Annotated in this window: 21 protein-coding genes and 1 pseudogene; 11 read left to right on the forward strand and 11 right to left on the reverse strand. The window is 53.8% G+C overall.

Annotation, left to right across the window (positions count from 1 at the left end; genetic code table 11):
• Positions 1–50: 50 nt before the first annotated feature.
• The 5 genes from dnaQ to QMZ18_RS03070 all read right to left on the reverse strand — a co-directional run bounded on the left by dnaQ (position 51) and on the right by QMZ18_RS03070 (position 3,767).
• Positions 51–725 carry a DNA polymerase III subunit epsilon gene (dnaQ, locus tag QMZ18_RS03050; protein WP_282604752.1) on the reverse strand — a complete coding sequence of 225 codons (675 nt, stop codon included), beginning with the start codon at positions 723–725 and terminating at the stop codon, positions 51–53.
• A gap of 16 nt (positions 726–741) precedes the next feature.
• On the reverse strand, positions 742–1,335 hold the full coding sequence (gene coaE, locus QMZ18_RS03055) for a dephospho-CoA kinase (RefSeq protein ID WP_282604753.1): 594 nt from the start codon (positions 1,333–1,335) through the stop codon (positions 742–744).
• Positions 1,336–1,403: 68 nt separating this feature from the next.
• Positions 1,404–2,252, reverse strand: a complete 849-nt coding sequence (locus QMZ18_RS03060) for a shikimate dehydrogenase (protein WP_282604754.1) — start codon at positions 2,250–2,252, stop codon at positions 1,404–1,406.
• Positions 2,249–2,905 carry a nucleoside triphosphate pyrophosphatase gene (locus QMZ18_RS03065; protein WP_282604755.1) on the reverse strand — a complete coding sequence of 219 codons (657 nt, stop codon included), beginning with the start codon at positions 2,903–2,905 and terminating at the stop codon, positions 2,249–2,251. Before QMZ18_RS03065 ends, QMZ18_RS03060 begins: the two co-directional genes overlap by 4 nt.
• Positions 2,906–2,945: 40 nt before the next feature.
• Positions 2,946–3,767, reverse strand: coding sequence for a pyruvate, water dikinase regulatory protein (locus tag QMZ18_RS03070; protein WP_282604756.1), 822 nt, complete (start codon positions 3,765–3,767; stop codon positions 2,946–2,948).
• 529 nt (positions 3,768–4,296) lie between these two features.
• Between QMZ18_RS03070 and hemE the strand changes: the two genes are divergently transcribed.
• From hemE to rho, 5 genes are all read left to right on the forward strand, one after another.
• Positions 4,297–5,340: a uroporphyrinogen decarboxylase gene (gene hemE / locus QMZ18_RS03075; RefSeq protein ID WP_282604757.1), complete on the forward strand. Its 1,044-nt coding sequence runs from the start codon at positions 4,297–4,299 to the stop codon at positions 5,338–5,340.
• Positions 5,341–5,447: 107 nt separating this feature from the next.
• On the forward strand, positions 5,448–6,485 hold the full coding sequence (hemH, locus tag QMZ18_RS03080) for a ferrochelatase (protein WP_322097165.1): 1,038 nt from the start codon (positions 5,448–5,450) through the stop codon (positions 6,483–6,485).
• Between the two features lie 37 nt (positions 6,486–6,522).
• The gene (gene hemJ / locus QMZ18_RS03085) at positions 6,523–6,966 is read left to right on the forward strand and encodes a protoporphyrinogen oxidase HemJ (protein WP_282604759.1); all 444 of its coding nucleotides are present in this window, start codon (positions 6,523–6,525) and stop codon (positions 6,964–6,966) included.
• Positions 6,967–7,039: 73 nt separating this feature from the next.
• Positions 7,040–8,038 (forward strand): Gfo/Idh/MocA family protein, encoded by a 999-nt coding sequence (locus QMZ18_RS03090; protein ID WP_282604760.1) that lies wholly within the window; start codon positions 7,040–7,042, stop codon positions 8,036–8,038.
• A gap of 300 nt (positions 8,039–8,338) precedes the next feature.
• Positions 8,339–9,595 (forward strand): transcription termination factor Rho, encoded by a 1,257-nt coding sequence (gene rho / locus QMZ18_RS03095; RefSeq protein WP_142897011.1) that lies wholly within the window; start codon positions 8,339–8,341, stop codon positions 9,593–9,595.
• A 272-nt stretch (positions 9,596–9,867) separates the two neighbouring features.
• Here the strand turns inward: rho and QMZ18_RS03100 are convergent, their stop codons facing one another.
• The 4 genes from QMZ18_RS03100 to QMZ18_RS03115 form a co-directional block, all read right to left on the reverse strand.
• A complete protein-coding gene (locus QMZ18_RS03100) occupies positions 9,868–10,845 on the reverse strand; it encodes a quinone oxidoreductase (RefSeq protein ID WP_282604761.1) in 978 nt (325 codons plus the stop codon).
• Positions 10,842–11,537: a dienelactone hydrolase family protein gene (locus QMZ18_RS03105; protein WP_282604762.1), complete on the reverse strand. Its 696-nt coding sequence runs from the start codon at positions 11,535–11,537 to the stop codon at positions 10,842–10,844. The genes QMZ18_RS03100 and QMZ18_RS03105 overlap by 4 nt, the downstream gene beginning before the upstream one ends.
• A gap of 125 nt (positions 11,538–11,662) precedes the next feature.
• On the reverse strand, positions 11,663–12,217 hold the full coding sequence (locus QMZ18_RS03110; protein ID WP_282604763.1) for a methylated-DNA--[protein]-cysteine S-methyltransferase: 555 nt from the start codon (positions 12,215–12,217) through the stop codon (positions 11,663–11,665).
• Entirely contained in the window at positions 12,214–14,262 is a 2,049-nt protein-coding gene (locus tag QMZ18_RS03115; RefSeq protein ID WP_282604764.1) for a thioredoxin domain-containing protein, read from the reverse strand. Before QMZ18_RS03115 ends, QMZ18_RS03110 begins: the two co-directional genes overlap by 4 nt.
• Positions 14,263–14,663: 401 nt before the next feature.
• Between QMZ18_RS03115 and QMZ18_RS03120 the strand changes: the two genes are divergently transcribed.
• Complete coding sequence (locus QMZ18_RS03120; RefSeq protein WP_282604765.1) at positions 14,664–14,909, forward strand: DUF6489 family protein; 246 nt, start codon at positions 14,664–14,666, stop codon at positions 14,907–14,909.
• 218 nt (positions 14,910–15,127) lie between these two features.
• On the forward strand, positions 15,128–16,495 hold the full coding sequence (gene mnmE / locus QMZ18_RS03125) for a tRNA uridine-5-carboxymethylaminomethyl(34) synthesis GTPase MnmE (protein WP_282604766.1): 1,368 nt from the start codon (positions 15,128–15,130) through the stop codon (positions 16,493–16,495).
• A 195-nt stretch (positions 16,496–16,690) separates the two neighbouring features.
• On the opposite strand, the gene QMZ18_RS03130 is transcribed toward mnmE, so the two are convergent.
• Both QMZ18_RS03130 and QMZ18_RS03135 read right to left on the reverse strand, forming a co-directional pair.
• On the reverse strand, positions 16,691–18,454 hold the full coding sequence (locus QMZ18_RS03130) for a tetratricopeptide repeat protein (protein WP_282604767.1): 1,764 nt from the start codon (positions 18,452–18,454) through the stop codon (positions 16,691–16,693).
• 118 nt (positions 18,455–18,572) lie between these two features.
• On the reverse strand, positions 18,573–19,022 hold the full coding sequence (locus QMZ18_RS03135) for a hypothetical protein (protein ID WP_282604768.1): 450 nt from the start codon (positions 19,020–19,022) through the stop codon (positions 18,573–18,575).
• Between the two features lie 453 nt (positions 19,023–19,475).
• On the opposite strand from QMZ18_RS03135, the gene mnmG reads away from it, so the two are divergent.
• The 4 genes and pseudogenes from mnmG (at position 19,476) to QMZ18_RS03155 (ending at position 24,494) form a co-directional block, all read left to right on the forward strand.
• On the forward strand, positions 19,476–21,449 hold the full coding sequence (gene mnmG / locus QMZ18_RS03140) for a tRNA uridine-5-carboxymethylaminomethyl(34) synthesis enzyme MnmG (RefSeq protein ID WP_282604769.1): 1,974 nt from the start codon (positions 19,476–19,478) through the stop codon (positions 21,447–21,449).
• Positions 21,439–22,125, forward strand: a complete 687-nt coding sequence (rsmG, locus tag QMZ18_RS03145; RefSeq protein ID WP_282604770.1) for a 16S rRNA (guanine(527)-N(7))-methyltransferase RsmG — start codon at positions 21,439–21,441, stop codon at positions 22,123–22,125. The genes mnmG and rsmG overlap by 11 nt, the downstream gene beginning before the upstream one ends.
• Positions 22,126–22,180: 55 nt before the next feature.
• Positions 22,181–22,963, forward strand: a pseudogene (locus tag QMZ18_RS03150) (ParA family protein); the annotation flags it as partial.
• Between the two features lie 544 nt (positions 22,964–23,507).
• Positions 23,508–24,494 carry a ParB/RepB/Spo0J family partition protein gene (locus QMZ18_RS03155; RefSeq protein ID WP_282604771.1) on the forward strand — a complete coding sequence of 329 codons (987 nt, stop codon included), beginning with the start codon at positions 23,508–23,510 and terminating at the stop codon, positions 24,492–24,494.
• The last annotated feature ends 72 nt before the right edge of the window (positions 24,495–24,566 follow it).

Consider the following 24,566-nt stretch of genomic DNA (forward strand, 5'->3'; position numbering starts at 1 on the left):
TGACAGGGCCGATCAAGTTTCTGATCATTTTCGTATAGAACGATGATGCTCTAGTGGTGCCAAATAGGTTCTTTCAGTTTTTCCAGCATGGCGTCGTGTGCTTTCAACTCTTCATCGCTTGCACCATGTGTCCGTGCCGGACGCAGGGTCCGCTCCGCTGAAACATGCTCAGACGGTTGCTGCTTGATAGCAGCGTTAAGATCAAATCCGGGTTGTCGACCGCCACTCAGCTCCAAATAAACATCCGCCAGAAGTTCGCAGTCGAGCAACGCCCCATGGAAGGTGCGCGACGAGTTGTCGATTTCGAATCGACGGCAAAGAGCATCCAGATTGACCTGAGCACCGGGAAATCGTTGACGCGCAATGGCAACCGTGTCGATTCCGCGGGAAACATCTATCTTTGGAAGTCCACAGGCATCCAGTTCGGCATTCAGAAACTTCAGATCGAACTGGGCATTATGGATCACGAGCGGATCGTCCCCAATGAAGTCCAGAAAAGCTTGGGCGACTTCGGAAAAAACCGGATGCTCCGCGAGAAACTCGACAGACAGGCCGTGGACTCTTTCGGCTTCTTCAGGCATATCGCGCTCGGGGTTGATGTACACTCTGAAGGTCTCGCCGGTGGGGACGTGGCTATGAAGCTCCAGACATGCGATTTCGACGATGCGGTGGCCGGCAAACGGATCAAGGCCGGTCGTTTCGGTATCGAGGACAATTTCACGCATCGCTATTCCTGTTTTCTCAAACTCGCTTTTTAAAGTTCCCAAGCATAGACCGAACCTGACGCAAAGTGTCGGCTTTTCCAAGTCCCGTACGAATCACGAAATCCGCACGACGGCACTTCTCCCGGTCGGGCATCTGCTGCGCGCGAATCTTCGACAGGCGCTCCAAAGTCATACCGGGCCGGGACATTACGCGGGTGGTTTGAATGAACCGCGGCGCGCTGACAACGGCAATGGCATCGCAAAGATCCTGACCACCGGTTTCAAACAGCAGGGGAATATCCAAAATCACCAGGTCTGTTCTGCGCCGAGCGTGGCACTGCAGAAAATGCAACGTTGCCTGCCGAACTTTAGGGTGAATGATCGCCTCGAGCTGACGCAATGCGGGCGGGTCCGAAAAAACTCGGGCACCGAGTTTTACACGATCTACGGCGCCATCGACGACAACCCCCGGAAAGGCTGCCTCGATCTCAGTCACAGCACCGCCTTTATATCCCAAAAGCCGATGGACCGCGGCATCGGCATCATGCAGCGGCAAACCAAGCCGGCTGAGCATCCGCCCTGCCGTGGTTTTGCCCATCCCGACCGACCCTGTCAGTCCAATAATGGTCATTTTCGGAAATCGACGGGAACGGACCAGTCTGGCTCTCGATCCCCGGATTAGCCTTTTTACGCTCTGTTTCACGGCTCGAGCATAGTTGCGCGCAGGTCCTCGGTCACTTCCGGATTGATACCAAACCAGGCGGAAAAACCCGGCCTGGCCTGATGGAGCAACATACCCAGACCATCAACCGTTTGGTTGCCGCGTTGGCGGGCAGCGGCGAGAAGGGGCGTCTCGAGCGGTGTATAGACAATATCGTTCACTAGTGCCCCAGCTGGAAGACCGTCAAGCTTGAGGTCCAGCGCCGGTTGGCCATGCATTCCCTGGCTGGTGGTGTTGACCAAAAGCGTAACATCCTCGAGCGCATCGACCCTTCGATCCCAGGAAACTACCTCTATCTTGCCGTCAAATCGCCTCGACAACTCTTCAGCTACCTGTTCAGCCCGGTTTTCAGTGCGATTGGTGATCCTGACATCGGCAACACCATCATTTAACAATGCCGCCACAATACCGCGGCCAGCGCCACCAGCGCCCACGACCAGTACCGGACCTGCATCCGGTCGGTAACCTGCGGCGCTGTTCCGCAGGTTTTCCAGAAATCCAAATGCATCGGTGTTTGAACCAGAAATACCATCGTCGCCGAATACCAGCGTGTTTACCGCCCCGACTTTCGCTGCAAAAGGATCGACTTTATCACAGATTCGGAGCGCCGCTTCCTTGTGGGGAACAGTGACATTGACCCCGCGAAATCCAGCAGCTGCCAAACCCTTCACAGCGATTTCAAAGTCCTCCGGGTCAACCGGTAAAGGAAGATAGGCCCCATCAATAGCGTAGCGTTCCAGCCAGAAACCATGCAGCCGTGGTGAACGGCTGTGTCCGACTGGCCAACCAATAACGCCGGCGAGACGTGCTTTTCCTGTGAGACTCATTTCGGAATGACCCCGTGAACGCGCAGAAAATCCAAAAGCGGCAGCAGGGGAAGACCAAGTATCGAAAAATAGTCTCCCCGAATCGAGGCAAAAAGCTGGGCACCGCGTCCTTCGAGCTGATAGGCACCGACGGAGGTCAACACATTGTCTCCGACGGCAGCCAGATAATGTGTGATGAAGTCGTCGCTCAGACTGCGCATGGTCAACCTGGCCACCTCGTTATGATGCCAGATGCGTTCCCCGTCACGCACCACGCAAACCGCGCTTAAAAGCTCGTGCGCTTTGCCGCTGAGCGCTGTCAGGTGCGCCGTCGCATGGGCCAAGTCCTCAGGTTTATCGAACCAGACACCATTGCATTCAAGCATCTGATCGGCACCAATGACCAGAACGCCAGGATGCCGCCGGGAAACCCGTTGAGCCTTAAGTTCTGCCAAGGTTTCTGCAGTTTGAGCCGCGGTGGCACCTTCAGACCGCAGTGCCAGTTTGATCTCATCTTCGTCGACGTTCGCCACTTCGACATCGAACGTCACAGCGGCGTTGGACAAAAGATGACGGCGCGAACGGCTTCCTGAAGCGAGAATCAATTCCGGAACGGTTCCAGGCGAAATGTCTTCCGCCTGTTCCCCGCTGTCATGATGTGAGGCCGTCGTCATAGTTGTAACCGGATTGTAGCTATCGAACGAAGGCTTTGCGTTAACCAGCCAGTTCACAGTGCCGGGCGTAGTGGCTCATGATCTGGGCAGCCGTTTCCTCTATCGAACGGCGCGTAACGTCGATCACCGGCCAGCCGTGACGGCTGCACAGCCTCCGCGCTTCGGTCACCTCGGCACGAACCGATTCAATATCCACATAATCGGTCTCATCTTCACCTTCAGCAATCATGCGTAAGCGATTTCGGCGGACCTGAACCAGACTTTCAGGATCCTTGGTCAAACCAACCACGAGCGGTTTTTTGGTACTAAGCAATTCACTCGGCATTGCACAACCAGGCACGACGGGAACGTTTGCTGCCTTGATACCCCGGTTGGCCAGATAGATGCAGGTTGGTGTTTTGGATGTCCGCGATACCCCGACCAACACGATATCCGCGCCTTCAAGATCAGCGTAAAGCTGACCATCATCATGGGCCAAAGCGTAATCCATGGCCGCAATCCGATCGAAATACTCGGCGTCGAGCGCATGCTGCAAGCCGGGTTGTCCGGACATCTCGACACCGAAATAAGCCGCGAGCGAATGAATGACGGGATCCAATACAGGAATGCAGGGAACACCGATCCGCCGGGCCGCATCAACCAAAGGCTGCCGCAGCTTACCGTTGACCATGGTAAAGAGAACCGGACCGGGATTGGCTTCGATCCCCTGGATGACTCGGTCCATCTGTCCCTGGGTTCGAATTAGGCTCCAGACATGCTCGATGGGTTCGGCGACATCGAACTGTACAAGACAGGCACGGGCAACGGAGTTGATGGTTTCGCCGGTTGCATCGGATACCAGATGCAGATGAATAATCGTCATAAAGCCTTCGATCCCTCGTTCAGGGTAGCGCGCTCCTCTCAATACAGTAGCTTTCGCCCTGCCGCCAGTTTTGACGATCAACCGCGCTCAAGAAGGCAATTGGAAAGCATTTGCCGGGAAACAGGAGAGTGGATCAATTCACTCTAAAATGTGGATAACTCGAGTGAAATCCAATGTGTGAAGAATCCATTATCGCAGGCACGAGAATCCTCCCAATAGCTATCCAAAAGCTTCTTCAAATTTCCACAAGCGGGATAAGCAGGACATCACAGGTGCGTGTGAGAAAGTTATCCACCTAATTCACGTTCTTCCTGCTCTTACCGCTATCCTGGAAAGCCAACGAGTCGCAAAAGTTACGAGTGAAAACAGTCACATCGATAGCGAAAATTTGTCATCTTTAAAGTGGCCGGTGGACAGCTTTTGGATAACCCAACAATCCCCAGGTTTCACCCCACCAACAAACAACTACAATATTTTATTTAAATAAGATTCTTTGTAAGTAGGGTGGGGAAACCCAAAGCCAACCGAAATGGCATACAGCGTGAAATCTGACAAAAAGCTCCTACTTCGTGCCCTCCAGGGCGAGATCCTACCACAGCCCCCAATCTGGCTGATGCGCCAAGCAGGACGCTATCTGCCCGAGTATATGAAGACCCGGGCTCAGGCGAACGGCTTCCTCGATCTATGCTATGCGCCGGATCTTGCTGTTGAAGTTACGTTGCAGCCGATCCGCCGGTATGGTTTTGATGCTTCGATCCTGTTCTCCGACATTTTGGTGGTGCCTCATGCCCTTGGCCAGAAGGTCTGGTTTGAAGAGGGCGTTGGTCCAAAGCTGGAGCCTCTGAAATCAGCTGACGATATCGACCGGTTGGCGCTCGAGCACTTTCACGATCATCTGGCACCGGTTTACGAAACCGTTGGGCGTCTACGCGAAGAATTACCAGCCGAAACCGCGCTTATCGGCTTTGCGGGCGCTCCCTGGACAGTTGCCAGTTATATGCTGGAAGGCGGGTCCAGCAAGGACTTCGCTGCGGCAAAAACCTGGGCTTATGCCAAACCTGAGCTCTTCGCGCGTGTCATTGATCTTTTGGTCGAAGCGACGGCTAGCTACCTAATCCGCCAGGCTGAAGCCGGCGCTGAAGTTCTGCAGATTTTTGATTCCTGGGCCGGTGTTTGGCCCGAGGAAGATCTTCGTCGCTGGTGCCTGGAGCCCTGTAAAAAGATCATTGCGAAGGTAAATGCCGCTCATCCGGACATTCCCATTATTTTGTTCCCAAGGGGTGTTGGATTGGCCTACCGGAATTTTGCTGTCGAAAGTGGTGCCAAGGGCCTTGGGCTGGATACGACGGTTCCCCTGAAGTGGGCACGCGATGAATTGCAGTCAAAGGTGACCGTTCAAGGTAATCTGGATCCAATCATGCTGGTCGCCGGCGGTGATGTGCTTGATCGCGGTGTGGCGCAAATCCTGGAAAATCTCTCAAACGGACCGTTTGTGTTTAACCTTGGCCACGGGATCGTTCCTCAAACGCCACCCAAGCATGTTGAGCGTTTGATGCGGCTGGTACGAGGATAAGGCCAGGTGTCCAGCTGTTGCTGCAAAATGTCGCGATAACTGCAAAGGCCGGGAAAGCACAGGGCGGGGGATGGACAAACCTGAATTGAATGGCCAGCTTACTCGTCATGACAAAAACCGCGATCGTTCTATTCAATCTTGGAGGGCCTGATACCCCAGCAGCGGTTCAGCCCTTTTTGTTCAATCTTTTCAATGATCCAGCGATTATTCGGCTGCCGAATCCCTTTCGCTGGGGTCTGGCAAAGGTGATATCGAAGCGCCGGGCGCCGATCGCGCGCGAAATCTACGAAAATCTCGGCGGTGGTTCTCCTTTGCTACCCAACACCAAAGTTCAGGCGAAGGCACTGGAAGCCGCGCTGATGACAGAGGAACCGGAAAGTGGCGGCGACAAATTCAAGACATTTATCGCCATGCGCTATTGGCATCCCTTCAGCGATGAAGCTGCGCGCGAGGTCAAGGCCTACGATCCGGACCAGATTCTGTTGCTGCCGCTGTATCCGCAGTTCTCCACAACGACAACAGGATCGTCCGTGACGGACTGGAACCGGTCTGCTTCCAAGGCCGGCTTGACCGCCCCGACAAAGACCGTCTGCTGTTATCCGTCGGATCCGGGTTTCGTTTCCGAAGTTATTGCCAGATTGCGTCCGGCCCTGAATAAAGCAAGCGAGGCTGGTAAACCGCGCGTCTTGTTTTCAGCCCACGGCCTGCCGAAAAAGATCGTGGAAGCTGGTGACCCCTATCAGGAACAGGTTGAAGAATCGGCTGCCGCAGTCGTCGACGCCTTAAATGAACCTGAATTGGACTGGGTGATCTGCTATCAAAGCCGGGTTGGTCCTCTGGAATGGATCGGACCTTCGACTGATAGCGAAATCGAGCGAGCAGGTCAGGATAAGGTGCCGCTGGTCGTGGTGCCGATTGCGTTCGTGTCGGAACACTCCGAAACTCTGGTCGAGTTGGACATAGAATACCGTGAACTGGCCGAAAAGCAGGGCGTTCCGGCCTATATACGGGTTCCAACCGTCAATGATGGATCTGCTTTCATCGAAGGTCTGGCGCGCCGGGTCCGTGGGGCGCTCGATGGTACTGCGTCGCTTTGTCCCGGCCGCGAACAGGACCCTTGCCCGACCAGTTGGAACCGGGTTTAACAAAACAGTTTGCTGTTCCGGGGCAGGGGGAAATTTAATGGCAGGTTTTCTGGGCGAAGCCTATGAGTGGGTGAAAGCACTGCACATCATCAGTGTTATCGCCTGGATGGCAGGTATGCTCTATCTGCCAAGGCTTTATGTCTATCACTGTGGTTCCGAAGCGGGCTCCACTCAATCGGAAACCTTCAAGGTAATGGAGCGCCGCCTACTGCGGGCAATTACCAACCCCGCGATGATCTCAAGCTGGCTATTCGGTCTGCTTTTAATGCTGCACCTCGAGGCCTGGCAGGAACCCTGGTTTCACGCGAAACTCACCCTGTTGATTGCCATGCAGATCATTCATGCGGCCTTTGCCCGCTGGCGGCGCCAGTTCGAGAAGGATGAAAACCACCACAGCGAGACTTACTATCGTTGGATGAATGAAATTCCGACGGTCCTTATGATCGGAATCGTGATTTTCGTCGTGGTCAAACCTTTCTAAGTGGCAACCGCGCCCCTTCTCATTCGCTGGAGTCTGCCGCTTAAGGCGTTGTTTCTCATTGGGAGAATAAAAAATGGATAAGGCACGCTGGGGCGTTGTCAGTACCGCCAATATAGGCCTCGAAAAAGTGATTCCGGGTATACAGCGCTCTCGGCTCGGCCGGGTTTCCGCCATTGCCTCCCGCAATCTCGAAAAAGCCAAGGCTGCGGCAGCGGATCTAGGAATCGAGCGGGCCTACGGCTCTTATGAGGAACTGCTGAACGATCCTGAGATCGAATTTATCTATAATCCGCTGCCCAACGACCAGCATGTTGATGTGACCCTTGCCGCCGCGCGTGCAGGCAAACATGTGCTCTGCGAGAAGCCGATCGGTCTGAACGCTGACGACGCAGCGCGTTTGTCGGCACTACCAGACGATATTCGGATGATGGAAGCCTTCATGGTCCGGTTTCATCCACAGTGGCTTCGCTGTCGTGAAATTCTACAATCCGGAAAAATTGGCAAACCAACTGCAATTCAGGTCGCGTTCTCCTATTTTAACAATGATTCGAACAACATACGGAATCATCCTGAAAAAGGGGGTGGGGCGCTCTTGGACATCGGCTGCTATGCCATTGTGGCCGGCCGATTCTTTTTCGAAGCAGAGCCCAAGCGGGTCATCGCGCTCATCGACAGGGATCCCGATTTCGAGACCGACAGGCTTACCTCTGGATTGCTCGATTTCGGAAAGGGGCGTCAACTGGCCTTCACGGTTTCGACCCAGGCGGCGCTGTATCAGCGAGTCCAGATTTTAGGGACCGATGGACGTCTGGAGATCGAAATACCCTTCAACGCCTCTCAGGGAGCCGTGAGCAGGTTATTCCTTTACGATGGATCCGTTTTGGATGGCAGTGATGCGAAGACAGAGGTTGTTCCGGAAGCGGATCAATATGCCGAGCAAGCTGATGCTTTTGTTGAGGCGGTCAAAAAGGGACAGGCTTCGCCCTATGGGCTCGATGACGCCATGACGAACATGCGCATTATTGATGCGCTGTTTCGCTCTGCCGAAAGGGATAGCTGGCAGGAACCCTGAATAGTGCGTGGTGCTTACAGCACTTAACTTTGGTGTTTTTCAGTGATTGCCCGTTATCTCGGAAAATTTATTGTCCATCGGCTTGACTTCACTGGGACCTTCCAGTATCGAAGGCGGAAGTTAGGCCCTGGACATTCGTTCGGGTCGTCCCCAATTCATGAATTAGTAATCGCCCCGCATTAGGCTGACTCTGTTCACGACGACGAACTGCAGCGGCAAGGAGAGACGATCTAAAGTCCCCTCCGGCCGCGCATCGCGCGTATCCCTCCTCATCATTACCGCATATCAGGCTCCACGCCCATGAACCTCCAAGATTTGAAAGCCAAAAGTCCGGCAGACCTGTTGGCTTTTGCCGAAGAACTCGAAATCGAAAACGCGAGCAACCTGCGTAAGCAGGACATGATGTTCGCGATCCTCAAGCAAATGGCCGAAAACGACGTGCCGATCTACGGATCTGGCGTGCTTGAGGTCCTGCAGGACGGTTTCGGGTTTTTACGTGCACCGGAATCCAATTATTTGCCGGGACCTGACGATATTTACGTCAGCCCCAGCCAGGTGCGCCGTTTTGGTCTGCGCACCGGCGATACGGTCGAAGGACAGATCCGTTCACCGAAAGAGGGCGAACGTTATTTCGCACTGCTGAAGGTCAATCAGATCAATTTCGATCCGCCGGAAAATTCCCGTCACCGGATTAACTTCGACAACCTGACGCCACTTTATCCGGATGAAAAGCTGACGCTTGAGCTTGCAGATCCGACCAAAAAGGATATGACGACCCGGATCATCGATCTGGTGACACCACTCGGTAAGGGACAGCGCGCGTTGATTGTTGCGCCGCCTCGGACCGGTAAGACGATGATTCTGCAGAACATCGCGCATGCGATTGCCTCAAATCATCCCGAAGTTTATCTGATCGTTCTCCTCATCGACGAACGTCCCGAGGAAGTCACCGATATGGCGCGTTCGGTGAACGGCGAAGTGGTGAGTTCCACCTTCGACGAACCGGCCAATCGCCATGTTCAAGTCACCGAAATGGTGATTGAAAAGGCCAAACGCCTCGTTGAACATAAAAAAGACGTCGTCATCCTGCTGGATTCCATTACACGCCTTGCCCGGGCCTATAACACCGTTGTTCCCAGTTCAGGCAAGGTCTTGACCGGTGGTGTCGATGCCAATGCTCTGCAGCGGCCCAAACGTTTCTTCGGTGCAGCCCGCAATATCGAGGAGGGCGGCAGCCTGACCATCATCTCTACGGCGCTGATTGATACCGGCAGTCGCATGGACGAGGTCATTTTCGAAGAGTTCAAGGGCACAGGTAACTCGGAAATCGTGCTGGATCGTAAGCTGGCCGATAAGCGGACATTCCCGGCCATCGATATCGGCAAGTCAGGCACCCGTAAGGAAGAATTGCTGGTTGATAAGGGCACGCTCTCCAAAATGTGGGTTCTGCGCCGTATCCTGATGCCGATGGGTGTTACCGACTCAATTGAGTTCCTGGTTGATAAACTGAAGCAGACAAAATCCAACTCGGACTTCTTCGACTCTATGAACCAGTAGGCCGCGGGTTTTTGCCGTTTGCAGAAATGTTTCGGTCCCGGAACGTCATGATGCCAGACTGCCCAAACCTGACCATTGTACGTCTGTACGTATCTCGGTCTGAATTAAAGATTTGGTTAGCAAGACGTTAAAATACCTGCTTAAAATCGAATCTATAGACCAATCGAAATTAGCCGTACGTTGACTTGCGATGTTGAGCGTACGCGAGATCAGAAAAAAGGGACGCTGATAAAAATCTTCAGCGTCCCTTTCTCGTTTGTGAAGCGAAGCCTTTACGGCAGCAAGATGGTCGAACCGGTTGTTTTACGTGCCTCGAGATCCCGATGAGCCTGCGCTGCCTCGGCAAGAGGATAGCGTTGGTTGATCGCAACCTTGACGGCCCCTGACTGCACCACTTCGAATAGCGATTCCGCAGATGCCACCATGTCCTCACGCTTGGCCGTATAGGTCATCAGGTTAGGACGGGTCATGAAGAGAGATCCCTTTTGACTAAGGAGTCCCGGATCTACCGGCGGTACGGGCCCGGAGGCATTCCCAAAGGTCACGAATAGGCCGAGCGGACTGAGCGATGAAATCGAAGCGTCAAAGGTATCCTTGCCCACGGAATCATAGACTACGGGGACGCCGGCACCATCCGTGATTTCGCGCACTCGGGCAGCGATATCTTCTTTGTTGTACAAGATGGTGTGGTGACAGCCGTTTGCTTTAGCCAGGTCTGCTTTTTCCTCTGAACCGACCGTGCCGATCACCGTTGCACCGAGATGATTCAACCACTGACAGGCCATGAGTCCGACCCCGCCCGCGGCGGCGTGGAATAGAACCGTATCGCCAGCTTTAACGTTATAGGTTCTGCGAATCAGATACTCGACGGTCATGCCTTGCAGCATGATGGCTGCCGCCTGTTCGTCGGAGATTCCGTCTGGAACTTTCACCAGGCGATCGACCGGCATGTTCCGTTCATCGGCATAAGCACCCAGCGGCGGGTTTGCATAGGCAACACGATCACCAGGTGCCAACTCGGTGATGCCGGCTCCCAGCGCCTCGACGACCCCGGCTCCCTCCAGTCCAATAACGGAGGGAAGGTTGGGAATAGGGTAAAGGCCTGTCCGATGATAGACGTCTATGTAATTCAAACCAATTGCTGTCTGACGCAGCCGGACTTCGCCTTCTCCCGGTGCAGGGAGTTCAATATCGTCGTAGGACAGTGCTTCGGGTCCACCAGGGGCGTGAATGCGGATTGCCTTTGTCATCTGTCGAGATTCTCCTTGAGGAAACGGATTGAGCGGTCGTTGGCTAAGGTGGCTGCAGCTTCGTCATAGTGTTCACCACCTTGCCGCGCAAAGGCGTGATCCTGACCTTCGTAAACATGAAGTTCGATCTGCGGATGGTCGCTGAGACCGGATCTGATCTTTTCCTGCGCTTCAGGTGGGACGAATTTATCGAGAGATGCCATATGCATGAGCAGTGGTCGGGTTATCGCGCCGGCTTCATCAAGCAGTTCGTCCAGGCCAACGCCATAATAGCTGACGTTGCAGTCGCTATCTGTCCTGCAGGCCATCATATACGCCAGCTTTCCACCGAGACAGTAGCCGATGGAGCCGACTTTGCCGTTGCAATCGGAATGTGCACGCAGATGATTGATGGCTGCGTTTAAGTCCTCGATCCCTTTGTTGGGGTCGAAAAGGCCAAATAGTTCAAAGGCCCGCTTCCATTCGGCCTCGGTCTTGTCCGTGATCTGGATTCCGGGCTCGATGCGCCAGAAAATATCGGGACAGCAGGCCAGGTACCCTAGTCCAGCAAGCCAGTCGCAGACATCACGCATGACCTGATTGACTCCGAAGATCTCTTGCGCGACGACGATTGCAGGAGCGGGTAAAGCGGCAGGTACCGCTAAATATGCTCCAAAACTACCATCTGTACCTTCTATGTTGATATCAGGCATGACTTGTTTGTCCTCCCCATTTCTCGGAAAATTACACTTGGGCGCGTATGCGCCTTACTGGATTCAATATTTTGCAAAGTGATTGATCTCGCCACTGAGGGCGTTGGAACTGGTGGCAAGGATACTTAGAACCCTAATCCAGGGGTCAAGACACCTTCATGCTCAAGCAATGACCGTTTACTGTCGGGGCCCAATCCACCTGAAAAACCGCCCAGTTTACCGCCTCCGCCCAGGACGCGATGGCAGGGAATGATGATGGGGATTGGATTTGACCCACAGGCGCCGCCGACAGCTCGAGCCACTGTATCTGACTTATGTGCCAACTGTCCGTAGGTCATGGTCTGTCCATAGGGAATCTTAGCCATTTCAAACCAGACCCGTTGTTGAAACTTCGTACCTGCCGGCGCCAGCGGCAGCGTGAAATCACGAAGCTGGCCGTCGAAGTATGCCTGGAGCTGCCTGACTGCTTCCTCTAGAAGCCGACGGTTTGGACTATTTGCACCGCTTGGCTGTATGGGAATGGATGTAGGGTCTGATCGGCGCAGCTGGTCATTATCCATCAACCACGTCAAACGGGTGATCGCCTCATCACTCACTCTTAGAAAAAGGTCACCGAAGGGCGAGGCAAGCGTCGTCTCCACTGTGTCCATGGCCGGAGAATCTTGGTCCTGAAGGGTCATATGCCGGTCACTCCTAAAGCGGTGAGAAGCCCTTCTGCGTTGGTAACGGGAAGAGAGCAGCTCTGACCCTGGCAAAGATATACTGCCGGACCACCATCAACCAAGCCTTTGCCATATGCCGGGTGTTTTTCCGGCAATCTGCCGTCGCTTTCAATCACCTGGACAATCGCATTTGGGAGTGACCTGCCACGAAGGCAATCGAGGAAGGTAGTTTCGTCGTCACTTTCCTTGCGTTTGACAATGACGATCTGTTGGGCGGATTGTAAAAATTCGGCGCCGTTCAGGAGCGTTGAAAGCGGGAAAAAATTTCGGCTGAGCTCGCCGGTAAAAGCCATAACCAGCGTTTCTGCACGTTTCCGGTAATGATCGTTACCCGTCAGGTGATAAAGTTGGGTGAGGACGGAAACCATGGTGCCATTGCCTGAGGGTACCGCATTATCATGCGCCGACTTGCTTCGAACGATGAGGTCGCGGGCGTCGTCGGCGGTGAAAAAATAACCACTTTCAGCCTGATCCCAATAGTGCCGGTCGAGGGTCTCACACCAACTCTCGGCCTGTTTCAGGTAGCCGACGCCACCTGTCGCTTGATAGAGGGCAAGGGCGGCCTCGTTGAGGTTGGCATAGTCGTCTAGCGTGGCGGCATGTTTGAGATGGCCGCGACGCCAACTATGATGCAATCGGCCGTCGGGCATCATCCGTTCGCAGATAAAAGAGAAGGCACGTTCGGCTGCTTCGATCCAGTCGTCCTCGTCAAATACTGTGCCCGAACGTGCAAGAGCAGCAATCATTAGGCCGTTCCAGTCAGCCAGCACTTTGTCGTCCCACCCCGGATGAATGCGCTCCTTGCGGCGCTGAAACAAGAGATCGCGTGATTGTTTCAGCGCGGCTTCTTCCATATCGGATAACGGCACCGGGTCGTGGAGGCGGTTTAAGATCGTTTTGCCTTCCCAATTTCCACCCGCCGTGACTTCATAGGCGGCCTTGAATGCAGCTGACTTGCTTTGCAGAACCTCGTCGACCTCGCTTTCGCTCCAGATATAGAACTTTCCTTCTTCGCCTTCGCTGTCGGCATCCAGGGTTGCGGCAAAGGCGTCCACCTTTGTATCGTCATCAGAAGTTTCCTGTGCGAGCATTTCCCGCAGCAGCCAGTCGATCGTCTCCCGAATTCTTTGTTCAAACAATGGGTTACGCGAATCCTGCCAAGCCCAGGTCAGGACATCGAGCATCTGTGCATTATCGTAGAGCATCTTCTCGAAATGTGGGATCAGCCACCGTTCGTCGACGGTGTAGCGGGCAAAACCACCCCCGAGATGATCGTAGATACCGCCTTGCGACATCCTGGTAAGAGCGAGTTCAACGGCCTGTCGAAACTGGTCTTGCCCGGTCCGCTTCCAAGCACGCCAAAAAAGCTTGAGAATTGAGGGCTGCGGGAACTTGGGGGCTTGTCCGATGCCGCCATTCACCGGATCACATTCCCTCACCAATCGTTCGGCCACTTCGGTTATCTGGCCGAGCGATAGGGCATCGCCCTTCAGATTGTCCGAGAGTTTTTGGAGTGCGTTGCCCAGTCCCGCGACGTTTTTCTCAACCTTTTCGGGTTCTTTCGCATAGACCTCGGAAATTCCTCCGAGAATCTGCGGAAAACCTGGTCGGCCATACCGGGGTTCGGGCGGGAAATAGGTACCGCCCCAAAAGGGTTCGCCCTTGGGGGTCAGAAACATGGTGAGTGGCCAGCCGCCATGTTCGCCCAGAAGGGCAAGGGCAGACTGATAGATACTATCCAGATCGGGCCGTTCTTCCCGGTCAACTTTGATGTTGACGAAATGACGGTTCATCAGCGCCGCAATCTCGGGATTTTCGAACGATTCGTGTGCCATGACATGACACCAGTGACAGGCGGCGTAACCGATCGAAAGAAGGATCGGTTTATTGTGCGCCTGCGCCTTTGCCAGAGATTGTTCGTCCCAAGGCTGCCAGTGAACCGGATTGTCGCTGTGCTGCAACAGGTAGGGGCTGGTTTCGTTCGCTAGCCGGTTCGTGGTCATTCGCGTCTCAATCTGTTGGGTTTTCAGGGCGCGGGAATCCGAGTGGATGGCATTCGAGGTGAGGCTTCTGCCGTCCTAGCAATGAACCTGAAGACGACTGTGACTTAACGCTCACCAGCACCTTTCTTCGGGAAAGCACTAACACTATGTCAAGATGGTCATGGAACGGCGCAAAAGCCACAGTAGATTGGTGGAAAGGACCCTATAAATCTATCCTTTGGCGCATATGCCGTCACAACGCCAAGGATATCGGCGAAGTCAGGACAGTTCAGACATAGAGAGTGTGTCAGTGCCTGCTTTTCTTTGACGCCCGGTTCGCTAAGATGCAGCTGAGCGGCAACCCACGTTTGACAGGGAACGCGATACTGTTCCCAGGGCGAATTCATTAGAGGTAAAGCAGGATGAAAATCACGGTTGATGTCGATTGCACGCCTGAAGAAGCGCGGGCATTTCTCGGGTTGCCGGATGTTGCACCCCTGCAGCAGGCAGTGATGGACGATGTTCAGAAACGCATCATGGATAATCTATCGGCCATGGATCCAGAAACCCTTGTTTCGACCTGGATACCGGCGGGAATGCAGGGATTTGAGCAGATGCAGAAAATGTTCTGGTCGCAAATGACCGCCGGCTCAAAGAACAAAGAATAGCGGCGATGTTTGCCAGCAGTGTGGAAATTGACCGTCACGCTAGCCTAGTTGGAACCGATTAATCCGCGGCTGCCTTAAATACTGGGACACTTATTACTGCTTGAGGCGACAGGACATACGATCGGTCAGTCACAACGTCCGTCGCCCGGCTCGCGTGAATTTAGAGCAGCTGCAACGCACAAGTGGGCTGATCTTCACGCTTCCTGGATCACTTGATTATGACAGATACGATCTTCGCACTTTCGTCGGCCGCCGGTGTCGCAGGTGTTGCGGTGTTCAGGATATCTGGTCCTAGCGCAGGCAATGCCCTGGACGCCCTATCCGGCCGGCGGCCACCGCCGCGCCAGGCGAGCTTGATGTCCTTACGGAATCCAAGGGATGACGTTGAGATCGACCGGTCTCTCGTTCTCTGGTTTCCTGAACCCCGCAGCTTTACCGGTGAGGATGTCGTTGAACTCCACGTTCATGGCGGAAGGTCTGTTTTAAGCGGCGTTGTGAAGGCGTTGTCGTCTCTGGATGGATTTCGTGCTGCCGAGGCAGGCGAATTTACGCGCCGTGCGTTTGACAACGATAAACTGGATCTTTCTGAAGTTGAAGGGCTCGCGGATCTGATTGCGTCGGAGACAGAGGCACAGCGAAGCCAAGCTCTGCGTCAGATGGATGGTTCGCTTTCCAATCTAAGTGAGGATTGGAAAGTTCAACTGGTCCGCATTCTTGCGCATATCGAAGCGGTCATTGATTTTCCTGACGAAGATTTACCTGACGCGGTTGTCGTCGAAATTGGCCGGAACCTGGCCGCACTTACGGACGAAATCGGGCGTTATTTGGATGATGCGGGGGTTGGAGAACGCCTTAGAGACGGCTTGACCGCTGTGATTGTTGGGGCGCCCAACGCAGGAAAATCCAGCCTTTTAAATGCTTTGGCTAAGCGAGACGCCGTGATCGTCTCGGAGACGGCTGGGACTACGCGCGATGTGGTGGAGGTGCATCTGGATTTGGAGGGCTACCCCATGACACTGGCGGATACGGCTGGAATTCGTGAATTGGATAATTCTTCCGAGATGGCAGTAGAAGCCGAGGGAATTCGGCGGGCAAAGGCACGGGCAGGTACGGCTGATTTGAAGATCGCGGTTTTTGACCTCACTCGTTGGCCACATCTTGATCCGACCACAATTGGTATGATCGACGCTTCTACCATCGTGGTTCTTAATAAGATCGACGCCTGCGACACATTCGATCTGGAGAGTGGAGGTCTGGCACATACCTTCAACACTTCGAATGTGGTGATCTTGTCTGCGCGCGAAACTTCGGGCATTGCTGGTTTGATTGAACACCTCAAAGAAAAAGCGGCCGAGCTTTTAGAGGGGGCCGGAGAAGCTGCCGTGATTACCCGAAGCCGGCATCGTAGTGCCTTTCAAGACTGTCATGCAGCATTGAAGAGGGCAGGTACGACCGATCTGCAAGACGCAGAACTGGTTGCGGAGGACCTACGCCTGGCCATTCGCGCAATCGGTCGAATTGCCGGCCGAGTCGATGTTGAAGAACTGCTCGATGTCGTCTTTCGGGATTTCTGCATCGGGAAGTAAATATACTTCAAACGTCAGAGAGGTTAAAAACGTTACTTATCAATATGTTAGCGGCGTTTCTCTGATCGCAACTAAGGCGCTCGCCTTCATGTATGTCCACCCAGTTGTTCGCTTTGTCGGTCGTCGCCAGCCATTGAACCAACATCGAAGAAGCTGATTCCCGTCGCTGCTGGTTCTGCGAATATCGATCAGCCTCTAACCCGTTGCGAAGAATTCTCGGCTCAAGAGCATGAGTGCTAGAGCGTTTTGATCGTGTGGTTTCCGCGGGATCGGAAATTGCGATTGGTCTATATGATCCACTAGGAAACCGGGCCAGTCGATTGGTGCCGGATCAGATTGGGTTTGATCATCATGATCCCCGACGGCGTGTGTTTGCTCGGCTTGCGAGGGCAGGGATGCAAGGAACCCGTCTGTCAGCTGAGGCAGTAGAGGTTTCGAATCGTCTTCGGCTTCTGTATCGGTATCGACGTCTTTGGCATCAATGTTAAGGTCGCCGCTTTGCCCCACGTGGCGCCGCACAATCTGAGGTTCGGAAGGTGCTGATCTGATCGCATCCGAAACGATTTCGTCCGACCTGCTTGTTGATTCGAGCAAAACACTGCTGGCAGTACTGAGTGCCCAAGCGTCGACGAGGTCGCTAATTTGGTCGTTCGCCGTAGAGGCGGGTGCTTTTGCAACAAACAACTGCGGTTCACCCCGTGAAGGCGAGTCTTTCAACGATTGTCTTGAATGATGGCCTTTAGGAGGATTGAGCTGGATGACGCCGTCTGCTGGACTTCTATCGACTCCCGGCTCCTCGTCCGGAAGGTGCGTGATATCAGATAAAGTGACTGTCCGCGACTCTTTGTAGGCGGGGGTCTGTGTCGCCAGATCTGCGAAATCAAGCTCAATGTCGACAACTGGAACCGGCTTCCGACGTGGGGTTATCTGGGCAAGATCAACCAGATCCTTCAGTGCTTGGGGCTTAATAACTGTGATTCGGACTGCAGCGGCTGCCGATTTTGGAGCTGGCGCAGTAACCGCGCGCAGGTTTTCAACAGTGTTTGATGGAGTTCCGGCGACATCAGTGGCCTCCGGCAACTGATTCTTCTTGTCGGAACGCGCAGTAAAGGTGCGCTCGGTGTCCGGCAGGTCCGCAATAGCCTGCTCAACTGGGAGAGTGGGAAGTGTCTGAAAGTCGACAACAACAATAGGAGCAGGAGACACCTCCGGTGCCAGGTCTTCAGCCGCTACCACACTGGAATTACCTACGGAATCCAGGATCGGTTGAATTGTGACGGAGGTCGATTTTGGTGCAGGTGTAATTTGTGGGCTCGATATCTCGATTTTCGGTGCTTTTGCGGACTTAGGCTTGAGTTGCGTTAAGCGTGGAGCCGTTTTGACGCTTGATGTAACCAGATGCTGTTTGGCATCCTGGTCTGCGACAGGCAACAAGGCGGTCGTAGGTGTGTCGTTCACGCCGTCAGCATCTGGAATTTGAATAACCGACGCCGTCGAATTCACAATGTGTGATGCAGAGGCAACCGCCTGAGCGGTTTCCAAGTTACTGCGCCGTATCAGGTTCGGTCTGCTGTTGGGCTGAAGGTTTCCGAGGACGCTGACACCTTCATCAAGGCGTTCACTGAGGAGGAGCGAGACGCCAAGGTTGTTAGCAAGCGCCGTATTCTCAGGCTGAATATCTAATCCCGTGTAATACAGTTGTTGTGCTTCGGCGTGCTGACCGAGTTGGTCGAGCAGAATTCCCATGGCGTTGAAGATTGCGGGATCTTCCTTGCCGCTCGAGAGCGCAGCTTCGAGATGGGGCTTCGCTTCTTCAAGTTTCGATTCCCTCAAGTAGAGCTTACCAAGACCGAAATGAGCGTCACCGTTTGCGCTGTCAATCAACAGCGCGAAGCGATAAGCCTCTGAAGCTTCTTTGTGTCGCTTTGCATCCACGTAGGCTTCCGCGAGGATCAGCACGGGTTCAGGGTTTTCCGGCGCGGCTTCTAATGCGCGCTGACAAACCCCAATAGCGATCCGAAGGTTATTGGTCTCTGCCATACGTCGGCAATAGCGCACAAGGCGATCCGGACCTGGTTCAGCTTGAACCAATGCGGCCGTCTTCGATGTGGTGTCCGAAGTGTGAGATACTGTTGAACAGCCCGACACAAAGATTGCCGGAACCAAGATCAGTAGGAATTTTGCCGCAGTGTTGAATTTGCGCAAAGTAATCATCGTCAAACGTCCTGTCCGCCGTTGATTTGCACCGCTTTGCTGGGACTAGTGCGTCCACATGGGCATCGCGATACGAAAGGTCACCTAGAGAATAGGCCTCAGCGCTTAAGAAGTGATTGATATAAAGGGCGAAAACACCTCTTATTTCGGCGAGACCATAACGGAGTAACGAGAGTTTAGCCCTTTCCGACCAGGTGGATGTTCGATCCTTGGTGATATTGGTTCCAAAAAGTGGCTGTTGTTTCACGTGAAACATGCTCAATACCATGGTGAAATTTGAATGCCCGTATCCGAAATGCTCATCGATCTGCACCTTAAAGACACCGCTGAGTGTTTTTTAACTTGTTGAATTTAAGTGTGAAATCCCGACAACAGATTGATTTTTGTGATGTGGTTCAGGGAGGATTGCAGTTGAGCCGATAGATGTTGTCGATTTTCACAGGCCCGGTGCCTTAAATCGAGAAAGAGGGTGTGACTTCGGTCTGGTGATCGTAGCCTTGCTCCCAGGCTTCGCTTTGTGTATGTCCCGAGATGGCGACGCTCCTCAAGTGATGTGCTATTGATGTGATAGCCTTTCGCCTCTCGTATTAACGCAGGAACGCTTGCTGCCGGGGTTTCTTGAACAGCGGTTTTATGGTTCGCTGTGACGTGACACTGGTTCCTATTTGCACTGCAGGTAAGTGCCGGGGTTGCTCGGCAAGCCGTCCATACTGTGTGTTCGCCTCTTAAGTGCGATGCTTATGGGGTCCCTTTAAGGATTGATTCGATGACCAAGTATGATGTCATTGTGGTTGGCGGTGGACACGCCGGTTGTGAAGCCGCGGCCGCGGCTGCGCGAATGGGCGCGCAGACATTGCTTGTCACCCATAAGCTTGAAACGATTGGCGTCATGTCGTGCAACCCAGCTATCGGTGGACTGGGAAAGGGGCACCTTGTCCGCGAAATTGACGCGCTAGATGGCATCATGGGGCGTGCGATTGATCGATCTGGCATACAATTTCGCGTTCTAAACCGCAGTAAGGGGCCTGCAGTTCGGGGGCCTCGGGCGCAGGCCGATCGTCGGCTCTATAGAGAAAATATTCGCTCACTGTTGGAGGCTCAGCAAAATCTCGAACTCAAAGCAGCCGCTGTCGAAGACTTACTGATCAATGACAAAGGTCGGTGTGTTGGTGTCATAACGGCTAAAGGCGAGGAAATTCCATGCACTGCTGTCATATTGACAACCGGCACCTTTCTTCGTGGCTTGATACACCGGGGCGAGACAAAAATTCCTGCCGGCCGGGTAGGGGACGGGCCGGCTGTGGGATTGTCCAAAACGCTGGATCGTGCCGGATTTGCCTTGGGGCGTTTGAAAACCGGTACACCGCCTCGGCTTGATGGTCGAACAATCGACTATACTGGTCTACAGGAGCAGCCAGGCGACAATCCTCCCGAGGCCTTTTCCACGCTGACGACAAATATTGAGCAACAGCAGGTAAACTGCCACATCACCTATACTTCGCCTGCTGGCCACGACCTGATCCGTGCCAATCTTCATCGAGCGCCAATCTATTCCGGCCAGATTGAATCTACAGGCCCACGCTATTGTCCGTCAATCGAAGACAAAGTGGTTCGCTTTGCCGACCGCGAACGGCATCAGATATTTTTGGAACCTGAAGGCCTTGACGATCCCAGCGTTTATCCGAATGGAATTTCGACGTCTTTGCCGACGGAAGTCCAGCTGGACCTCCTAAAGACAATACCAGGTCTCGAGCGTGCAGAAATGTTGCAGCCTGGCTACGCCATAGAATACGACTACATTGATCCGCGAGAATTGCATCGTTCCCTCGAAACGCGGCGCATGCCGGGTCTCTACCTTGCAGGTCAAATCAACGGGACAACAGGTTACGAGGAAGCAGCAGCTCAGGGATTGGTGGCCGGATTGAACGCGGCAAAGCGGGCGGGTGATGGTGCCGGTCTTTCGGTGAGCAGTACGGACTCCAACTCCGAGCATGAAATCAATTTTGATCGGGCCGAGGCTTATATTGGGGTCTTGATTGACGATTTGGTGACAAGAGGTGTGACCGAACCCTACCGGATGTTTACGTCTCGCGCAGAATATCGATTGCGGCTGCGAGCGGACAACGCCGATCAGCGATTGACGGCAATCGGTCAGAACATTGGTTGTGTCGGTGAGGAAAGAGCAGCGGCTTTTGCGGACAAAATGATTCGTTTGGACCTGGCTCGGCGACTGTTGTCTGAGCGAACCGCGACACCAAACCTATTAGGAAAAGAAGGCATCAAGGTGAATAGTGACGGAGTTCGACGCTCGGCGTACGATCTTCTTCGGTACCCTGAGATAAACCTTCAGACTCTTTCCAAGCTTTGGCCTGAGCTTTTAAACGAAATAGATCCAGCAAGTGCGACACAGGTTGAGATCGAAGCCCGATATGCAGGCTACATAGAAAGGCAGGACGCTGACATTCACGCCTTTCGCAGAGATGAGGCCCTGAAGCTTCCTGAAAACCTAGAATATGAGGCTGTGCCGAGCCTTTCTAATGAGGTCATACAGATTCTAATGAAAAGCCGGCCGGCGACATTGGGTGCTGCTGGTCGTTTGCCCGGTGTTACGCCTGCCGCTCTGGTCGCGCTGTTGCGTTACGTTAAGAAAGACCGTGGATCGGGGAGCGCGACGAAGCGACCTTCAATTGATTCTACGGAGAGCAAGATAGATTCCGGAACTTCCGAAGATGCAGCTTGAGCATAACTATGACGGCGAGTCACTGAAGCGCGATATCGACGGTGTTTCACGTGAAACATTAAGTCGGCTTGAATGCTACGCAGAGCTTCTCATCAAGTGGAACAAGTCAATCAATCTGGTAAGTCGCGATAGTCTCCGTGACCTATGGCGTCGGCATTTTCTAGATTCCGCACAACTCTTAGAGTTGCTGCCAAACCAAAAGGGCGGAGATGGTCCAGTCTTGGTTGATTTGGGCAGCGGCGCGGGATTTCCAGGCTTGGTGTTAGCGATCCTCGGCGTAGAGAATGTTCATCTTATTGAATCGGATCAGAGAAAGTCAGTGTTTTTAAGGGAAGTTGCGCGCGCCACTAAATGCCAAGTTGTCGTCCACAATGCAAGAATTGAGGAGGTCGAACCTTTCCCTGCCGATGTGGTCACAGCGCGCGCATTCGCCCCCATGAGTGACCTCCTAAATTACGCTTGGCCTTTCTTATCTCGCCCATCTCCACATGGAGGCAATGGTGGTGATCAAGACTTAGATCACAATGGCCAACTCCTTTTACTAAAGGGGAAAAACGTGGATCAAGAATTGACCGAAGCCGGCAAAAGGTGGAGTATGCGGGTCGAGAGGTTCTCCAGCCGCTCAAGCGTCGATGGTCAAGTCTTGCGGTTGGATGCCCTACCAATAGGGGATTAGACAGGTGCAACCACAACATTTTGATAGCTCGCGTGATGAAACTTCCAGTGATTCCCTGTCTCACGGGCCCAAAGTTTTAGCAATTGCGAACCAGAAGGGCGGAGTTGGAAAAACCACGACTGCCGTCAATCTGGCAACCGCGCTTGCCGCCTGTAAGAAGCGTGTTCTCATTATCGATATGGACCCTCAGGGCAATGCCAGCACCGGTTTGGGCGTTGCACCGGATCGTCGCGCACTGAGTATTTATCATGTCCTTATGGACGGCACACCGATGAAGGACGTGATCATCGATACTGCGGTTCCGGGTATGGCCGTTGTCGCCTCAGGCGTTGATCTTTCTGGTGCCGAACTTGAACTGGTAAATTCGGATCGTCGTGAATACCGCTTGCGTGATGGCTTGGAAGCATTGTTCGGCGCGTATGATTACGTGTTGATCGATTGTCCGCCTGCGCTTGGTCTTTTAACCTTGAACGCCTTTGTCGCCTCGGACGCCGTACTGGTGCCTTTGCAGGCCGAATTCTACGCACTTGAAGGATTGTCTCATCTCCTTCGGACCGTGGAACGTGTGAAGCGCGGCTTGAACCCGAAGTTGGAAATTCAAGGTATTGTGCTGACCATGTTCGATCGCCGCAATAATTTGTGTGACATGGTGGCAGCGGATGTACGAAAACACCTTGGCGATGTTGTGTACGAGACCATGATTCCGCGGAATGTACGTGTGTCAGAGGCGCCATCCCACGGTAAACCTGTGTTGCTCTACGATATGAACTGCGCCGGATCTCAATCCTATATTCGACTGGCCGGTGAAATCCTGCGTCGCGAAAAGACAGCAGGAAGTCCAGGTTCAGAAGTTCCCCATTCTTCCACAATTTCCCGCCCGCAGACGGTTTCTCAGGCGGGCGCGCCTACTTCAGGCGCTGTGACCGCGCCTAAGGTCACTAAAACGCGGCCTGCGCTTCCTGTCGGTAAAGAACTTAAGGAAGATCCTGTGGCTGCGGCTATTGCAGGGAGCAAGAGGTTCGGATCAGCCCTTGCCTCGGGTATGGGCTCGGTGCCGACACAGTCTGTTCCTCGACGTTAGTGTCCGAGGAACCATTGGTTCTACGGTGGCGTTGATGCGAACCGCAGATAAAGTGATAAGTGGACAAGCGTCAAACGCTGTGTGCCGTGAAGAAGAGGGGCGTGCTGTGGGCTGCGGGGAATGAAGTTAGAGGCCCATTGCGAGCGACGAAAGAGGACACTCAGTTGTATAAGCTGGTGTAGTAATCTCTAAGTCGTTGGTTTAGATAAGAAAGAAAAGGCGGAGTTCGTCTCCGGCAACAGGATATGCAAGTTGCGGCGGTGCGCCGCTGTTGACACTTCAACTCATAGGTCGGCCTGTCATGAGCAATCAAGATCCCTCTGAAATGGAAACGCCGGAGGAAAACCAAGAGGAGAGCGAAAAGCGAACGAATCTGGGACGTGGACTGGCGGCCCTTTTCGGCGATGAAAACGAAGACTATGCGTCGCTTGACAAGGTACGTTCGAATAAGGAGGTGCCGATCGAGCACCTGCATCCCAATCGCTTTCAGCCAAGACAGTATTTCGATGATGAGGCGCTTGCCTCGTTGGCGGATTCCATCCGGGAAAACGGTGTGCTGCAGCCTATTGTGGTTCGCCGGCATCCCGAGCGCAGCAGCGAGTATGAAATTATCGCCGGTGAACGGCGTTGGAGGGCGTCGCAGAAGGCCCTGCTGCATGAGGTTCCCGTTGTTATTCGGGAATTTACAGACTCTCAGGCCCTTGAAGTTGCCATCGTCGAGAATGTGCAACGTCAGGATCTTTCACCACTGGAAGAGGCCGAGGGTTACCGCAGACTGATGGATGAATTCAGCCATACTCAAGAAGATCTTGGCCGGGTTGTCGGGAAAAGCCGGAGCCACATCGCCAATACCCTGCGCCTTTTGACTTTACCGGATGCGGTTAAGTCTTATCTCGAACAGGGCGATCTCAGTGCGGGACATGCGCGCGCGCTGATAGGTGCGGACAATCCGGAATCTCTGGCTAAGCGTATCGTTGCCGATGGTTTGAGCGTTCGCGAGACCGAACGTGTGGCGAAACGTGCGAAAACCGGCGAGCAGGAAGAGCCGGCAAGGGTTGCATCCAAAGCACCGGGTCAAGCCAGCGGCATGGGAAGCGGCGAAGCACGTCCCGTTCCTTTCGAAAAAGATGCCGATACCATCGCTCTTGAGCGTGATTTGTCCAATATGTTGGGTCTGGAGGTCGCTATCGAGTTCTACGGTAAAGGCGGATCACTCATGATCCGTTACGAGACCCTTGAACAGCTGGACGACGTTCTTCATCGCTTAAATCAGGTCCCTCCGAACTAAGTCGGTGGGGTCGACAGGCATAAATTCGGAAGTTTAAAGGCCTTAGAGACAAAATTTGAGCGTGATTGAAGC

It is taken from the genome of Pelagibius sp. Alg239-R121, assembly GCF_947331435.1.
Taxonomy (GTDB): domain Bacteria; phylum Pseudomonadota; class Alphaproteobacteria; order Kiloniellales; family Kiloniellaceae; genus Denitrobaculum.

What these genes read in the sequence shown, in the direction of transcription:
- QMZ18_RS03065 (WP_282604755.1), bottom strand. Translation starts at nt 2,905, where the DNA reads ATGACGACGGCCTCACATCATGACAGCGGGGAACAGGCGGAAGACATT.
- coaE (WP_282604753.1), bottom strand. Translation starts at nt 1,335, where the DNA reads ATGACCATTATTGGACTGACAGGGTCGGTCGGGATGGGCAAAACCACG.
- QMZ18_RS03120 (WP_282604765.1), top strand. Translation starts at nt 14,664, where the DNA reads ATGAAAATCACGGTTGATGTCGATTGCACGCCTGAAGAAGCGCGGGCA.
- QMZ18_RS03115 (WP_282604764.1), bottom strand. Translation starts at nt 14,262, where the DNA reads ATGACCACGAACCGGCTAGCGAACGAAACCAGCCCCTACCTGTTGCAG.
- mnmE (WP_282604766.1), top strand. Translation starts at nt 15,128, where the DNA reads ATGACAGATACGATCTTCGCACTTTCGTCGGCCGCCGGTGTCGCAGGT.
- QMZ18_RS03060 (WP_282604754.1), bottom strand. Translation starts at nt 2,252, where the DNA reads ATGAGTCTCACAGGAAAAGCACGTCTCGCCGGCGTTATTGGTTGGCCA.
- QMZ18_RS03110 (WP_282604763.1), bottom strand. Translation starts at nt 12,217, where the DNA reads ATGACCCTTCAGGACCAAGATTCTCCGGCCATGGACACAGTGGAGACG.
- QMZ18_RS03100 (WP_282604761.1), bottom strand. Translation starts at nt 10,845, where the DNA reads ATGACAAAGGCAATCCGCATTCACGCCCCTGGTGGACCCGAAGCACTG.
- QMZ18_RS03070 (WP_282604756.1), bottom strand. Translation starts at nt 3,767, where the DNA reads ATGACGATTATTCATCTGCATCTGGTATCCGATGCAACCGGCGAAACC.
- hemH (WP_322097165.1), top strand. Translation starts at nt 5,448, where the DNA reads ATGACAAAAACCGCGATCGTTCTATTCAATCTTGGAGGGCCTGATACC.
- mnmG (WP_282604769.1), top strand. Translation starts at nt 19,476, where the DNA reads ATGACCAAGTATGATGTCATTGTGGTTGGCGGTGGACACGCCGGTTGT.
- hemJ (WP_282604759.1), top strand. Translation starts at nt 6,523, where the DNA reads ATGGCAGGTTTTCTGGGCGAAGCCTATGAGTGGGTGAAAGCACTGCAC.
- dnaQ (WP_282604752.1), bottom strand. Translation starts at nt 725, where the DNA reads ATGCGTGAAATTGTCCTCGATACCGAAACGACCGGCCTTGATCCGTTT.
- QMZ18_RS03155 (WP_282604771.1), top strand. Translation starts at nt 23,508, where the DNA reads ATGAGCAATCAAGATCCCTCTGAAATGGAAACGCCGGAGGAAAACCAA.
- rsmG (WP_282604770.1), top strand. Translation starts at nt 21,439, where the DNA reads ATGCAGCTTGAGCATAACTATGACGGCGAGTCACTGAAGCGCGATATC.
- QMZ18_RS03105 (WP_282604762.1), bottom strand. Translation starts at nt 11,537, where the DNA reads ATGCCTGATATCAACATAGAAGGTACAGATGGTAGTTTTGGAGCATAT.
- QMZ18_RS03090 (WP_282604760.1), top strand. Translation starts at nt 7,040, where the DNA reads ATGGATAAGGCACGCTGGGGCGTTGTCAGTACCGCCAATATAGGCCTC.
- rho (WP_142897011.1), top strand. Translation starts at nt 8,339, where the DNA reads ATGAACCTCCAAGATTTGAAAGCCAAAAGTCCGGCAGACCTGTTGGCT.
- hemE (WP_282604757.1), top strand. Translation starts at nt 4,297, where the DNA reads ATGGCATACAGCGTGAAATCTGACAAAAAGCTCCTACTTCGTGCCCTC.